Raw genomic sequence first — 12,926 nt, forward strand, 5'->3', positions numbered from 1 at the left:
CAAGATGCGACGCATTCACAACCCCGGTGTACCATGGGATTCCAAACGCACGGCGTGAACAAACTCGCCGGCGAGGCGGCAGGCTTGTCTCCAGCCCCGCAAGTCGACGTCATCGAAGTGCTGCTTCCCGATACCAACGGCATTCTCCGCGGCAAATGGCTGCCCGGTTCGGCGATCGACAAGGTCCTCAAGGACGGGGTGGCGATGCCGCAATCGATGTTCGGCCTCGATGTCTGGGGACGCGAGGTCGAGGAAACCGGCATCCACATCGAGACCGGCGACAAGGACGGCCTGTGCCGCCTGGTTCCCGGCACGCTCAAGCCGGTGCCTTGGTCTCCCCAACCCGCCATGCAGGCGCTGATCTCGATGTATCTGCCGGATGGCCGACCCTGGATGCTCGATCCGCGCCATATCCTCAAGGCCCAGCTCGACAAGTTCACCGCCCGCGGCCTCAAGCCGGTGGTGGCTTTCGAACTCGAATTCTACCTGCTGCAGGGCGGCGGCGAACCGGGCGAGACACCCAAGACGGTGTTCCACCGCGACACCGGCCCCGCCCGCCAGAACATGTATTCGATCTCCGATCTCGACACCTTCGCGCCGGTGATCCAGGAGATGCGCGAGGCGGCCAAGATCCAGGGGTTGCCGGCGGATTCGGTGATTTCCGAGGCCGCTCCGGGTCAGTTCGAAATCAATCTCTACCATCGCGACGATGCCATGGCGGCGGCCGACGACGCCGTGCTGCTGCGCCGGATGATTCAGGGCGTGGCGCGCAAGCACGGCCTGCGCGCCAGCTTCATGCCCAAGCCCTATCTCGACACCGCCGGCTCCGGCATGCACATCCATGCCAGCCTTCTCGATGCCGAAGGCGCCAATGTCTTCGCCAAGCCCGATACCGGCGCCGAAACCCTGCGCCATGCCGTCGGCGGCATGCTGACCCATATGCCCGAGACGGCGCTGCTGTTCGTATCGAGCTATAACGGCTTCCGCCGCCTGATGCCGGGTTCCTATGCGCCGGTCTCGCTGACCTGGGGCTATGACAACCGCTCGGTGGCCGTGCGCATCCCCAATGGCAGCCCGGCCGCCACCCGCATCGAGCACCGCATCGCCGGCGCCGACGCCAATCCCTATCTCGTCCTCGCCGCCATCCTGGCGGCGATGCACGAAGGCATGGAGACGAAGATGCCGGCCCCCGAGCCGATCATCGGCAATGCCTATGATCTCGGCGCCCCCCGGCTGTCGGGTTCGATGCAGGAAGCCGTCGCCCTGTTCCGGGCCTCGGACTTCGCCCGCCGGCATTTCGGCGCGCATTTCGCCGAAATCTATGCGGTGATGAAGGAACTCGAATGCGCCGAGTTCGAGCGCCGGATCTCAAGCCTGGAGTACGAAACCTATCTATAGAACGGCTCGCCCGCATTCGACCGGCGGCCATGAAGTTCCGTCCGCCGTCCCTTCCTGCCGCTTCCGGCGAGGCCGGGGATGACGGATCCACCCCTCGAGACGGTCAAGACTACAGCCTTTGGCATGGACCGCCTTGAACATCCGCTCCTGTCCCGAACTGCTTCTGCCTCATTAAACATCACGAAAAACCCTTCGGAAGGCTTGAGCAGATTCAGCAGGAGTTCTAGCTTTCGCACGACAGCGTCGCGTCCGGGAATGCGCGGCGCTCACCCAGAGGAGGTGTTCCCGATGTCAGCCTTCAAGAAACTGGCTCTCGCGGCCACGGCCGTGGCATTGCTCGCGGGCCAGGCCATGGCCGAGGACAAGGTCGTCAACGTCTATAACTGGTCGGATTACATTGGCCCGACCGTGCTCGAAGATTTCACCAAGGAAACCGGGATCAAGGTGGTCTACGACACCATGGATTCCAATGAAGTGCTGGAAACCAAATTGTTCGCCGGCAATTCCGGCTATGACGTCGTCTTCCCCTCTGCGACCTTCGCATCGCGCCAAATCAAGGCCGGCGTATTCCAGAAGCTGGACAAGTCCAAACTGCCGAACTACAAGGAATTGTGGCCCAAGATCATGGAAAATCTTGCGGTTTACGATCCTGGCAACGAATACCTCGTCGACTACACCTGGTTCACCACGGGCATCGCTTATAATGTCGACAAGGCCAAGGCCGTCTATGGCGACAAGCCGCTGAACAGCTGGGACGTGGTGTTCAAGCCCGAGAACCTCGCCAAGTTCAAGGATTGCGGCGTCTATTTCCTCGACAGCCCCGAGGACGTCCTGACCGCCGCCCTGAAATATCTCGGCAAGGAACCAGGCTCGACCGACAAGAAGGACATCGAGGCCGCCGGCAAGCTGCTCGAATCCGTCCGGCCCTATGTGAAGAAGTTCCACTCGTCCGAATATATCAACGCGCTCGCCAACGGCGACATCTGCCTGGCCATCGGCTGGGCCGGCGATACCTACCAGGCCAAGGCGCGCGCCGAGGAAGCCAAGAACGGCGTGAAGGTCGACTATGTCGTGCCCAAGGAAGGCACGCTGATGTCGATGGACACCATGGCCATTCCCAAGGACGCCAAGCATGTCGACGCGGCCCATGCCTTCATCAACTACATGATCCGTCCGGACGTCGCCGCCAAGAATGCCGATGCCACCAAGTTCGCCTCCGGCGTGCTGGCGGCCAAGCCCCTGGTCGACAAGGCGATCACCGACAATCCGCAGATCTATCTCAACGACGAGATGCTGGCCAAGACCTACACCGTGCAACCCTACGCGGCCAAGGTCCAGACACTGGTCACCCGCACCTGGACCCGGGTCAAGACGGGCCAGTGAACCGATACCAATGCGCGCCGGAATTCCGGCACACTGGAGGGATCTCAAACGGCGCGGTTTCCGCGCCGTTTTCTTTTGTCCGATGAATTGATTTTGCCGGGCAATTGTCGTTCCATGCGGCCAACCAAAACGAACGAGGAACCGACATGCTCCCCAAGGAATTCGTGGTCGTCGATCCGCGCTTCAAGGCGCTCATCTTCGGCAACTCCCAGCTCGACAAGCTCTATACGGGTACGCGCTGGGCGGAGGGGCCCGCCTATTTTCCGGCCGGCAAATATCTGATCTGGTCCGACATCCCCAACAACCGGCTGATGCGCTACGACGAGACGGACGGTTCGGTCTCGGTCTATGACCATGACAGCCGCAACCAGAACGGGCACACCGTCGACCGCGAGGGCCGGCTGATCGCCTGCGAGCATCGCGGGCGCTGCGTCAGCCGCATCGAGCATGACGGCAGCCGCACCATCCTCGCCGACAAATATGAGGGCAAGCGCCTGAACTCGCCCAATGACGCGGTGGTGAAGTCGGACGGCTCCATCTGGTTCACCGACCCGACCTATGGCATCGATTCCGAATATGAGGGCGATGCCGCTCCCTCCGAGATCGGCGCGTCCTATGTGTATCGCATCCCTGCGCGCGGCGGAAAGCTGCAGGCGGTGGCCACCGACTTCGTCAAGCCGAACGGCCTAGCCTTCTCGCCCGACGAATCCAGGCTCTACATCGTCGACACCGGCGCCACCCATGTCGAGGACGGCCCGCGCCATATCCGCGTCTTCGACGTCGGCGCGGACGGCATCACGCTCTCGGGCGGCGAGGTCTTCGCCACCTCCCCGGCCGGCCTGTTCGACGGCCTGCGCGTCGACATCCACGGCAATGTCTGGACCTCGTCGGGCGAAGGCGTGATCTGCTATGCCCCCGACGGCACGCTGCTCGGCAAGGTGCTCATCCCCGAAGTCGTCGCCAATGTCGAGTTCGGCGGCCCCAAGCGCAACCGCCTCTATATCTGCGGCACCACGTCTCTCTATGCGGTGTATCTGAACACCCAGGGCGCCAAGCGGCCGAAGAAATAACGGGCTCAGGGCTCCCTGATCACCACGTCATAACCCGGCGCCCCAGCGGCGCCGGGCAGGCTGAAATGCCACCATTCCCGGGCGTAATTGACGAGGCCATGGGCGGCGAAGGCAGCAGCCAGGATTCGGCGATTGGCGGCGGTTTCGGCCGGGACCGCCTTGCTCGCGGTCCAGGACGTCTCGTCGAACAGATCGAAGCCACCGCCGAAATCGAGAGGGGCGGCCCGCCCGGCCGCATCGACCTGTTCCGCTCCGACATCGACGGCGATGCCCTTCGAATGCATCGATGTGCGCGCGACATAGCCGAGCGCGAACAACCTCGACTTCGGCGTGCGGGGATAGAACTCGGACTTGGTCCGCTGGTCCGCGGCATCCCCGGCCCAGGCGACGAAATCGGCAACGGCGCGCTTGGGCCGGTAGCAATCATAGACGACGAGCCGCCACTGGCGCTTCTCGAGGTCGCGGGCCGTCGCGGCCAGCGCCTGCGCCACCTCGCGCTTGAGCCAGCAGGCCGGGCTTTCATAGCCGGCGACAGGCCGGCCGACGAAATTATGCGAACCGGCATAGCGCATATCCTGGCGGATGCCGGGGGCAATGTCGGCCAGGCGCACGAAGCCGGGCGGCAGGTCGGCAGCAAGGGCGGGCGCAGAGAATAGGCTGATGGCGATGATGGTCGTCAGCAGAAACGAGGGAAGTGCTGCTCCCCTCATCCCCCTGCCGGGACCTTCTCCCGCAAGGGGAGAAGGGATTTTGTTGGTCATGTTCCGAGGGGGACGAAGAGCGATCGACGCAATCAATGGCCTCAACCTATTTGCTTCCTTCTCCCCTTGCGGGAGAAGGTCCCGGCAGGGGATGAGGGATGGTGGCCAGCCCTCAATTCTGCGGCTCGCATGTCGCCTCCGGCGCCGGCCAGAGCAGGAAAACCCGATGCTCGGGCCCGTCGACCACCTGGAAGCTGGCATTGCCCTGGGCATCGGGATGCTCAACCTGCAGGCCGGCAGCGGGGACGTCGAGACGGATGCCTTTGGCATTCTGCGTCGCCGTGAGCGCGCCGCCGTCACCGTCGAGCTTGCAGGAAAACACAGCTCCCTGCTGCCGGCAGCCGCCGCCCGCCCACCATTGACGCTTGTCGCCCCGGAACCACAGGCCGACCCCGATGCCCGAGCCATTGTCGGCCAGGAGGCGCACGGTGATGCGGGTGACGCGCTGGTCGACATGCTTGACCAAATGGGCCGTATCATAGTCGCGGGCATAGCACAGCGCCGCCGAGGCAGGCCCAGCGATGCCTGCCAGACCGGCCAGCGCGGTCAAAACGCCAATAAACAGCCCTTTCGGGAACATTCCCCTGCTCTCCCCGACTCTATGCTGCCTGTAATTTCACTGGCATTGCGCGCCGGATGCAACTATCTCGACCTGATTATGGCATTGATCAAGATCTGCGGCCTCTCCACCCCCGAAACGCTGGAAGCGGCGCTCGCTGCCGGCGCCGACATGGTCGGCTTCGTGTTCTTCGAGAAATCGCCCCGCCATATCGGTTATGATCTGGCGGCGCAGCTGGGCGCGCAGGTGTCGGGCCGCGCCCGCAAGACCGCCCTCTCCGTCGATGCCGACGATATCAGGCTCGATGCGATCGTCGCCGCACTCGCTCCCGACGCCCTGCAGTTGCACGGCAGGGAAAGTCCGGAGCGCGTGGCCGCCGTCAAGGCGCGCTACGGCCTGCCGGTCCTGAAGGCGATCGGCGTCTCCGCCGCCACCGATCTCGAAGGGACGGCCGCCTATCGCGGTGTGGCCGACTGGCTCCTGCTCGACGCCAAGCCCCCGAAGGATGCCGCCCATCCCGGCGGCAACGGCCTGACATTCGACTGGACGCTGCTCAAGCATCTCGACCGCACCCTGCCCTTCATGCTATCGGGCGGGCTCGATCCCGCCAATGTTGCCGAAGCCATCCGCATCAGCACCCCCGACGGGGTCGACGTCTCGTCGGGCGTCGAAGACCGGCCCGGCGTGAAGAACCCCGACAAGATCAGGGCTTTCGTGGAGACGGCGCGCGCCAGCTTCACGTCATCCCGCTGACAACAGGCCGCAACGATGACCGAGACCCCCAAGCTCAATTCCTTCCGCAACGGACCCGATGAGCGCGGTCATTTCGGACAGTTCGGCGGGCGCTTCGTCGCCGAGACGCTGATGCCGCTGATCCTGTCGCTGGAGGCGGCCTATAAGGAGGCCAAGGCGGACCCGGCCTTCCACAAGGAGATGGCGGGGCATCTTTCCACCTATGTCGGACGCCCCTCGCCGCTCTATTTCGCCGAGCGGCTGACAGAGCATTTCGGCGGCGCCAAGATCTATTTGAAGCGCGAGGAGCTGAACCACACCGGCTCGCACAAGGTCAACAATGTGCTCGGCCAGATCATGCTGGCCCGCCGCATGGGCAAGCCGCGCATCATCGCCGAGACCGGCGCCGGCCAGCACGGCGTCGCCACGGCCACGCTCTGCGCCCGCTTCGGCCTGAAATGCGTCGTTTACATGGGCGCCGTCGACGTCGAACGCCAGGCGCCCAACGTCTTCCGCATGAAGATGCTCGGCGCCGAGGTCATCCCGGTGCAGTCCGGCTCCAAGACGCTCAAGGACGCCATGAACGAGGCGCTGCGCGACTGGGTCACCAATGTGCACGACACCTTCTACTGCATCGGCACCGTGGCCGGCCCCCATCCCTATCCGGGCATGGTGCGCGACTTCCAGTCGATCATCGGCCGCGAGACCCGCGAGCAGATGATGGAGGCCGAAGGGCGCCTGCCCGACAGCGTGATCGCCTGCATCGGCGGCGGCTCCAACGCCATGGGCCTGTTCCATCCCTTCCTCGACGATCCCTCCGTCGAGATCATCGGCGTGGAAGCGGCCGGACACGGCCTCACCGGCCTGCACGCCGCCTCGATCGCCGGCGGCCGCCCCGGCGTGCTGCATGGCAACCGCACCTATCTTCTGATGGACGCCGACGGCCAGATCGAGGAAGCCCATTCCATTTCCGCCGGCCTCGACTATCCCGGCATCGGGCCGGAGCATTCCTGGCTGCACGAAATCGGCCGGGCGACCTATCTGTCCGCGACGGACCAGGAGGCGCTGGACGCCTTCCAGCTGCTGTCGCGCCTGGAGGGCATCATTCCCGCCCTCGAATCGGCCCACGCCCTCGCCAAGGTGGCCGAGCTCGCGCCTGCCAGGCCCAAGGATCATCTGATGGTGGTCAATCTCTCCGGCCGCGGCGACAAGGACGTGCCGCAGGTTGCCGAGATTCTGGGAACGTCGCTGTGATGTTCTTCACTGGGACCGCCGGCATCCTGCCGGCTCTTGGAAACGTTGCGCCCGTGGGAGCGGAAGAGGCCGGCAGGATGCCGGCGGTCCCGGGGCGTCATCCCATCCTGCCGCCCCCTGCTCCGAGCTTGTGACCCCATGACCAGCCGCCTCACCGCCCGCTTCGCCGCTTTGGCCGCCGAAAGGCGCGCCGCCCTGGTGACTTTCGTCACCGCCGGCGATCCCGATATCGAGACCTCCGCCGAGATCCTCGCCGGCCTGCCGGCGGCGGGCGCCGACATCATCGAATTCGGCATGCCCTTCACCGATCCGATGGCCGACGGCCCGGCCATCCAGGCCGCGGGCCTGCGCGCCCTCAAGGCGGGCATGACGCTGACCAAGACGCTCGGCGTCATCCGCGAATTCCGAAAGGGCAATGACAAGACCCCGGGCGACGACGCCACGCCGATCATCCTGATGGGCTATTTCAACCCGATCTACATCTATGGCGTCGAACGCTTCCTGGTCGATGCCAAGGAGGCTGGGGTCGACGGCCTGATCGTGGTGGATTTGCCGCCGGAAGAGGACGATGAGCTCTGCCTGCCGGCGCTGAAGGCCGGCATCGCCTTCATCCGCCTGGCGACGCCGACCACGGACGACAAGCGCCTGCCCAAGGTGCTGCAGAACACCTCCGGCTTCGTCTATTATGTTTCGATCACCGGCATCACCGGTTCGGCCACGCCCGATTTCGGCGTGGTGGCCGGCGCCGTCGGCCGCATCAAGCAGCATACCGACCTGCCCGTCTGCGTCGGCTTCGGCGTCAAGACCGCCGAGCACGCCCGGGCCATCGCCGAGGGCGCCGACGGCGTGGTGGTGGGCTCGGCTCTGGTGGAAGCGGTGCGCACCAGCCTCGATGCCGACAACAAGGCGACCGACAAGACCGTCCCGGCCGTGCTCGCGCTGGTCGGCGACATCGCCAAGGGCGCCCGCAGCGTCAGGAAATAAGGCCCGCATACCTATGCCCTTCTCCCCTTGCGGGAGAAGGGATGGGGCCCACGCGATCAACCCCTAAAACAGCTCCGGCCGCCTGAGCCGGAGCGTCTGCACCAGGCTGTAGGTCTTGAGGTCGCAAAGCTCGCCGCGGTCGGCCATGGCGGCCAATTCCGAGAGCCCGATCTCGACCACTTCGATCTCTTCGTTCTCCTCCGCCAGGCCGCCGCCCGGCCCCACGCGGCTTGCCGCCGAATATTCGGCCAGGAACATGTGCATCTTCTCGGTCGAGATGCCCGGCATCACGAAGGCCGCACCGAGCGGGACCAGGGCCTTCAATGCCAGCCCCGCCTCCTCCATCGCCTCGCGCCGGGCGCAATCGGCCGGATCGTCCTCGTCGAGGACGCCGGCCGGTGCTTCGAGCGAGGCCTGCACGCCATGCCCCTTGAGAATCGCCACGCGCAGCTGGCGCACCAGCAGCGCCTGGCGGCGCTCCGGATCGAAGGGCAGGACCGTCACCGCATCGCCGTGGTCCTCGACGCTGCGGTGAATCACCGCGCCGCCGGGCGTGCGGGCCTTGACCATCAGCAGGCGGTTCCAGCCGTCATAAAGCAGGGCCTCGTCGAGAATCGCTGCAGGCAAGGCAATCACTCCGTTCGAATTCCGCGCAGACAAGCCCAGCAAGGTGTCAAACGCAAGGCGGAACGCCCGTTTCACGGTGCTTTCATCAAGCTGTCGCAAGAACTGCAAATGGGCGTTGACATCGGCTCTCCGCCCCCCTAGAAGACCCCCGCGCCCAGATGGCGGAATTGGTAGACGCGCACGGTTCAGGTCCGTGTACTGCAAGGTGTGGAGGTTCGAGTCCTCTTCTGGGCACCAGTTTCGGAAAGCCCCTTCCAGATCGTTGATTTGGAAGGGGCTTTTTTATTGCCTAAATCCAGGGCGCAGGCCGGATCCTGCGGGGCGCAGGAAAGGGATGGCGGCGGAATCATCTTTGCGCCGGTTTCGGCAAGAACAGCGCGGGAGCGTAACGATCAGGCCTGCCGGAGCGAAGACTCCACCGGAACGCATCACGTTCCGTCCTGCATCGGAAAGCGCCTGGAATAAAGCACCATGATGAACCGTCGTACCTTCTCGAAAACCTTCGCCGCCGGTGTTGCGGCATCATTGATCATGTCGCAAAAGTCGACCGCGGCCGGAATGGGCAAGCCCGTCCGCGCGCGGAACGTCGTCTTCGTGCACGGCCTCTTCGCCGATGGCTCCTGCTGGAGCGAGGTCATTGCGCGCCTGCAGGCCAAGGGCCTGAACGCAATCTCGGTGCAAAATCCGTTGACGTCCCTGCCCGAGGCCGTGGCGTCGGCCGAGCGCGTGCTGGCGAGGCAGGACGGGCCGACGGTGCTCGTCGGCCACTCTTTCGGCGGCATGATCGTGACGGAGGCGGGCTTGCATCCCAACGTCTCGGCACTGGTCTACGTCGCCGCCCGCGCGCCCGATGCCAATGAGGACTATGCCGCTCTGGCCAAGACCTATCCGACACCGCCGGCGACGGCCGGCATCGTGTTCGACGGCGACGAAGGGTGGTTGGGCGAGGAGGCCTTCCTTCGCGATTTCGGCGGCGATCTGCCGCGCGACAAGGCCCGGCTGCTCTATGCCGTGCAGCAACCTTTCCGCAAACAACTGCTCGCCGGCAAGGCAGCCGGTGCGGCTTGGCGCGCCAAACCCAGCTTCTATGCCGTGTCGACCGAGGATCGCACGATCAACCCCGACCTGCAGCGTTTCATGGCCAAGCGCATGGGCGCGACAACCATCGAGGTTCCGGCGAGTCACCTTTCCCTCATCTCCCGGCCCGACGAGATCACCGGATTGATCCTGGAAGCAACAGGGCAGGCAGGCTGAATACGACAGCCAGCCTCGAAAATGCCGACGCATCACGCGGCCAGGGAAAATCGCCGCTGCCGGGAGCGCCGCCGCCCGGAGCCGGACTTCAGAGAGCCATGGCGCCAGTCAGCTGTCGTCGCGCAATCTCTCGGCCCGTTCGCGCGCTTCCGGGGGAATCGGCAGCAGGCCGGAGCCCCGCAGCATCGCCTCGATCGCGGTATTGGCATGGTCGAGCGCACTGCCGGCGGCATAATCCCCGTCCAGCCAGTCCGGCAGTTCGTTGAGCACATTGGTGAGGCAGGCCAGCAGCATCGCCTCGTTGTCGGATAGGCTCGCCTTGATACGCTGATACTCGGCCGCGAGAACGGTCGGGTGCTCGTCATAGTCCAAGGGTCGAAATGCCATATACCGCAGCCCCGTCGCGTTGTTGCAGGCCTGGCAAAGTGCGTTCAGGCGCGCGTCAGAGCGTTTTGCGATTTGGCGGTGACGCCAAGAATCGCAAAACGCGTCAAACCAAAGAGTGAGAGCAAACAAGCGTTTCCGTTTAAACGCGCTTTGCTCTGGAGATCACTGGCTTATCGCGTGTAATCGCCACGTTACAAGGCTCGCGATTATCTCCGCGGCGGCCGGCTTTGCGCAAGACCTGCGACGGAAGGTTCCAAACAATCCGGTCACGCCGCTATCACGCTGCTGAGGGATTGTTAGCCTACAAACAGAACCAGGGGAGAACGATATGGGAATGCATCTGACCGGTCAGCACGGCGGCGAGGAGCCCTGCCTGATGTTCGAGGATTGCGGCGTCCTCTCGGCCGAGCGGCTGGAGCGGGGCATTTCCTGTCCCGACTTTGCCTCGCCAAGCTGCGCGACGAGCGGCATCGCCACCGCGAAGGCCAGGCTCGCCGTCTGCCAGGCCATGGCACGCGTCTATGGGCGGCTGAAGGAAGCCGCCGATTGCAATGGCCGGGAGCGGGACTGAGCGCCGATCACGACACGTTCCGCCCCGCGCACCGCTTCCCCGCGCTATTTGGCGGGCGATCACGCTGCCGCCACGAAGTTTGGCGACACTCCGGCCGAATGTGAGGCCATGTCGTGTATGGCCGCCTGCGGAGAGCTGACCATGCGTGGCATTCTAACCTTGTTGATCATCGTCTATCTGATCGGCGTGGGCGTCGAACTGGCGCCGGTGGTCCAGGGGCAGTGGAACAGCGGCTCGGCCTCCGATTTCGCCAGCAGCATCGCCCGGGCGCTTCCCGATGCCCTGACCTGGCCGGCCAAGGTCTATCGCAACCTGACCGAAAAGGTGTGAGCGACGGAACGGTCCTGGGGGATTGATTTCCGCCGAGACGCAGTCGGAGGGACCGGCCCTTGGCCGGTCCCTCGCGGCAGGATCATCCCGCTCAGGTCGTCTGTCCTCCGTCCACCGTCAGAATGGCACCCGTGATGTGCCGTGCGGAGGGACTCGCCAGAAAGGCGACGGCGGCGGCGACATCCTCCGGCGCGCCATAACGCCCAAGCGCGCTCAGGCTGCGCTGGAAGTCGGCGGACTCGCCATTGGCGGGGTTCATGTCGGTATCGGTCGACCCTGGCTGAACCAGGTTGACGGTGACATCGCGTGGCCCAAGCTCCTGGGCGAGGCCGCGTGTGAACGAATGCAAGGCAGATTTGGTCATATAATAGAACGTGCCGGGGTGTCCGACGATGCGCTCGGCGCCCGCGGAACCGATCGTGACGATGCGTCCGCCAGCGGAAAGATGGGGAATGGCTGCCTGCGCGGCAAGCACAGGTCCGCGCACGTTGACGCCGAGCATCGCATCGATCGCCTCCACGCTGATCTCGGCTGTCGACGCGTAAAGCGCGATCGCGGCATTGTTGACGAGAATGTCGAGGCCGCCCAGCGCCTCGGCCGCTTGGTCGACAGAGCGCTTGATCGCCGCCGGAGCGGCGCTGTTCGCCTGAATGGCGACAGCCTTGCGGCCCTTGCCCTCGATCGTCCGAACGACCTCGGCAGCGCGATCGGCCGACTTTTCATAGGTAAGCGCCACATCCGCGCCCTTTTCGGCGAGGGCGATCGCAATTGCGGCGCCAATGCCGCGAGACCCGCCCGTCACGAGCGCACGCTTTCCAGACAATTCCATGGTCACAGCCTTTATCTAGTGATCGATACAAAAATGCTAGGCCCATTGCCGAATAGGGTCAATGGATTTATGTAGTGATCGATGCAAAATTCTGACGCGAACTCCGATGCCGTCTCGGCGCCTCCCCCGGCGCGCGGGCGGCCGCGTGCCTTCGATCGGGCCGCTGCACTGGAGCAAGCGACCCGCCTGTTCTGGACCAAGGGTTTCGAAGCAACCTCCATCGCCGATTTGACGCATGCCATGGGCATCGGCGCGCCCAGCCTTTATGCCGCCTTCCAGTCGAAGGAGGCCCTTTATGCCGAGGCGCTGCGCCACTATGCCGAGACCAATGAGGGATATGTCTGGGCAAGGTTTCACGCCGCGGGGACCGCGCGCGATGCCGTCCGGTCACTCCTGATGGATTCGGCCGCCGCCCTGACCGGCTGCGTCGCGGACATCCCCCGCGGTTGCATGATCACGCTTTCGTCGGTCGGCAGCGAAGGCCATGCCGAGTTGGGCGAGTTGGTGCGCTCCGCGCGCGCCGTCACGCTCGAACGGCTGTTGACCCGCCTCGGCCAGGCGGTGGCGGATGGCGAGATCCCGGCCGCGACCGATCTCCACGCCCTCGCCCGCTTCGTGCAAACCATTCAGAACGGCATGTCGATCCTGGCCCGCGACGGGGCGAGCCGCGCCGAGCTGGAGGCGGTCGCCGATGTCGCCATGGCGGGATGGGACGCGCGGACCGCCAGGCCCGGGGACGGCGAGGGTTGACCCCTCGTCTTTCCCCCATGCGGGCCTTATGATCGAA

At 64.9% G+C, this 12,926-nt stretch carries 15 protein-coding genes and 1 tRNA gene; 11 read left to right on the forward strand and 5 right to left on the reverse strand.

Annotated features, from left to right (window positions below):
- The first annotated feature begins 54 nt into the window (after positions 1–54).
- From C5L14_RS17445 to C5L14_RS17455, 3 genes are all read left to right on the forward strand, one after another.
- Complete coding sequence (locus C5L14_RS17445; RefSeq protein WP_245443418.1) at positions 55–1,398, forward strand: glutamine synthetase family protein; 1,344 nt, start codon at positions 55–57, stop codon at positions 1,396–1,398.
- Between the two features lie 288 nt (positions 1,399–1,686).
- A complete protein-coding gene (locus C5L14_RS17450; RefSeq protein ID WP_105863342.1) occupies positions 1,687–2,781 on the forward strand; it encodes a polyamine ABC transporter substrate-binding protein in 1,095 nt (364 codons plus the stop codon).
- Between the two features lie 146 nt (positions 2,782–2,927).
- The gene (locus C5L14_RS17455) at positions 2,928–3,851 is read left to right on the forward strand and encodes an SMP-30/gluconolactonase/LRE family protein (RefSeq protein ID WP_105863343.1); all 924 of its coding nucleotides are present in this window, start codon (positions 2,928–2,930) and stop codon (positions 3,849–3,851) included.
- 5 nt (positions 3,852–3,856) lie between these two features.
- On the opposite strand, the gene C5L14_RS17460 is transcribed toward C5L14_RS17455, so the two are convergent.
- Both C5L14_RS17460 and C5L14_RS17465 read right to left on the reverse strand, forming a co-directional pair.
- Positions 3,857–4,561: a M15 family metallopeptidase gene (locus C5L14_RS17460; protein ID WP_105863344.1), complete on the reverse strand. Its 705-nt coding sequence runs from the start codon at positions 4,559–4,561 to the stop codon at positions 3,857–3,859.
- Between the two features lie 163 nt (positions 4,562–4,724).
- Positions 4,725–5,192, reverse strand: a complete 468-nt coding sequence (locus C5L14_RS17465; protein ID WP_105863345.1) for a hypothetical protein — start codon at positions 5,190–5,192, stop codon at positions 4,725–4,727.
- Positions 5,193–5,267: 75 nt separating this feature from the next.
- On the opposite strand from C5L14_RS17465, the gene C5L14_RS17470 reads away from it, so the two are divergent.
- From C5L14_RS17470 to trpA, 3 genes are all read left to right on the forward strand, one after another.
- Entirely contained in the window at positions 5,268–5,924 is a 657-nt protein-coding gene (locus tag C5L14_RS17470; protein ID WP_428832638.1) for a phosphoribosylanthranilate isomerase, read from the forward strand.
- Between the two features lie 15 nt (positions 5,925–5,939).
- Positions 5,940–7,157, forward strand: coding sequence for a tryptophan synthase subunit beta (gene trpB, locus C5L14_RS17475; protein WP_105863346.1), 1,218 nt, complete (start codon positions 5,940–5,942; stop codon positions 7,155–7,157).
- A 138-nt stretch (positions 7,158–7,295) separates the two neighbouring features.
- Complete coding sequence (trpA, locus tag C5L14_RS17480; RefSeq protein WP_105863347.1) at positions 7,296–8,141, forward strand: tryptophan synthase subunit alpha; 846 nt, start codon at positions 7,296–7,298, stop codon at positions 8,139–8,141.
- A gap of 63 nt (positions 8,142–8,204) precedes the next feature.
- On the opposite strand, the gene C5L14_RS17485 is transcribed toward trpA, so the two are convergent.
- Entirely contained in the window at positions 8,205–8,768 is a 564-nt protein-coding gene (locus C5L14_RS17485) for an NUDIX domain-containing protein (RefSeq protein WP_428832636.1), read from the reverse strand.
- A gap of 152 nt (positions 8,769–8,920) precedes the next feature.
- Between C5L14_RS17485 and C5L14_RS17490 the strand changes: the two genes are divergently transcribed.
- Positions 8,921–9,005 (forward strand) — tRNA-Leu (locus C5L14_RS17490).
- 234 nt (positions 9,006–9,239) lie between these two features.
- Entirely contained in the window at positions 9,240–10,022 is a 783-nt protein-coding gene (locus C5L14_RS17495) for an alpha/beta fold hydrolase (protein WP_105863348.1), read from the forward strand.
- Positions 10,023–10,130: 108 nt separating this feature from the next.
- On the opposite strand, the gene C5L14_RS17500 is transcribed toward C5L14_RS17495, so the two are convergent.
- Positions 10,131–10,409, reverse strand: a complete 279-nt coding sequence (locus C5L14_RS17500) for a hypothetical protein (RefSeq protein ID WP_146126940.1) — start codon at positions 10,407–10,409, stop codon at positions 10,131–10,133.
- 328 nt (positions 10,410–10,737) lie between these two features.
- On the opposite strand from C5L14_RS17500, the gene C5L14_RS17505 reads away from it, so the two are divergent.
- Positions 10,738–10,980: a hypothetical protein gene (locus C5L14_RS17505; RefSeq protein ID WP_146126941.1), complete on the forward strand. Its 243-nt coding sequence runs from the start codon at positions 10,738–10,740 to the stop codon at positions 10,978–10,980.
- A gap of 141 nt (positions 10,981–11,121) precedes the next feature.
- Positions 11,122–11,310 (forward strand): hypothetical protein, encoded by a 189-nt coding sequence (locus C5L14_RS17510; RefSeq protein ID WP_146126942.1) that lies wholly within the window; start codon positions 11,122–11,124, stop codon positions 11,308–11,310.
- A 91-nt stretch (positions 11,311–11,401) separates the two neighbouring features.
- Here C5L14_RS17510 and C5L14_RS17515 read toward each other — a convergent pair whose 3' ends face one another.
- Entirely contained in the window at positions 11,402–12,139 is a 738-nt protein-coding gene (locus C5L14_RS17515) for an SDR family NAD(P)-dependent oxidoreductase (RefSeq protein WP_105863352.1), read from the reverse strand.
- Between the two features lie 81 nt (positions 12,140–12,220).
- On the opposite strand from C5L14_RS17515, the gene C5L14_RS17520 reads away from it, so the two are divergent.
- Positions 12,221–12,889: a TetR/AcrR family transcriptional regulator gene (locus tag C5L14_RS17520; protein ID WP_105863353.1), complete on the forward strand. Its 669-nt coding sequence runs from the start codon at positions 12,221–12,223 to the stop codon at positions 12,887–12,889.
- The last annotated feature ends 37 nt before the right edge of the window (positions 12,890–12,926 follow it).

The sequence above is a fragment of the Labrys okinawensis genome, assembly GCF_002982075.1.
Classification (GTDB): domain Bacteria; phylum Pseudomonadota; class Alphaproteobacteria; order Rhizobiales; family Labraceae; genus Labrys; species Labrys okinawensis_A.

Excerpts from the sequence above, each read along its gene's own strand:
- C5L14_RS17495 (WP_105863348.1), top strand. The coding sequence starts at position 9,240 with ATGATGAACCGTCGTACCTTCTCGAAAACCTTCGCCGCCGGTGTTGCG.
- trpA (WP_105863347.1), top strand. The coding sequence starts at position 7,296 with ATGACCAGCCGCCTCACCGCCCGCTTCGCCGCTTTGGCCGCCGAAAGG.
- C5L14_RS17515 (WP_105863352.1), bottom strand. The coding sequence starts at position 12,139 with ATGGAATTGTCTGGAAAGCGTGCGCTCGTGACGGGCGGGTCTCGCGGC.
- C5L14_RS17520 (WP_105863353.1), top strand. The coding sequence starts at position 12,221 with ATGCAAAATTCTGACGCGAACTCCGATGCCGTCTCGGCGCCTCCCCCG.
- C5L14_RS17460 (WP_105863344.1), bottom strand. The coding sequence starts at position 4,561 with ATGAGGGGAGCAGCACTTCCCTCGTTTCTGCTGACGACCATCATCGCC.
- trpB (WP_105863346.1), top strand. The coding sequence starts at position 5,940 with ATGACCGAGACCCCCAAGCTCAATTCCTTCCGCAACGGACCCGATGAG.
- C5L14_RS17465 (WP_105863345.1), bottom strand. The coding sequence starts at position 5,192 with ATGTTCCCGAAAGGGCTGTTTATTGGCGTTTTGACCGCGCTGGCCGGT.
- C5L14_RS17510 (WP_146126942.1), top strand. The coding sequence starts at position 11,122 with ATGCGTGGCATTCTAACCTTGTTGATCATCGTCTATCTGATCGGCGTG.
- C5L14_RS17500 (WP_146126940.1), bottom strand. The coding sequence starts at position 10,409 with ATGGCATTTCGACCCTTGGACTATGACGAGCACCCGACCGTTCTCGCG.
- C5L14_RS17455 (WP_105863343.1), top strand. The coding sequence starts at position 2,928 with ATGCTCCCCAAGGAATTCGTGGTCGTCGATCCGCGCTTCAAGGCGCTC.
- C5L14_RS17505 (WP_146126941.1), top strand. The coding sequence starts at position 10,738 with ATGGGAATGCATCTGACCGGTCAGCACGGCGGCGAGGAGCCCTGCCTG.
- C5L14_RS17450 (WP_105863342.1), top strand. The coding sequence starts at position 1,687 with ATGTCAGCCTTCAAGAAACTGGCTCTCGCGGCCACGGCCGTGGCATTG.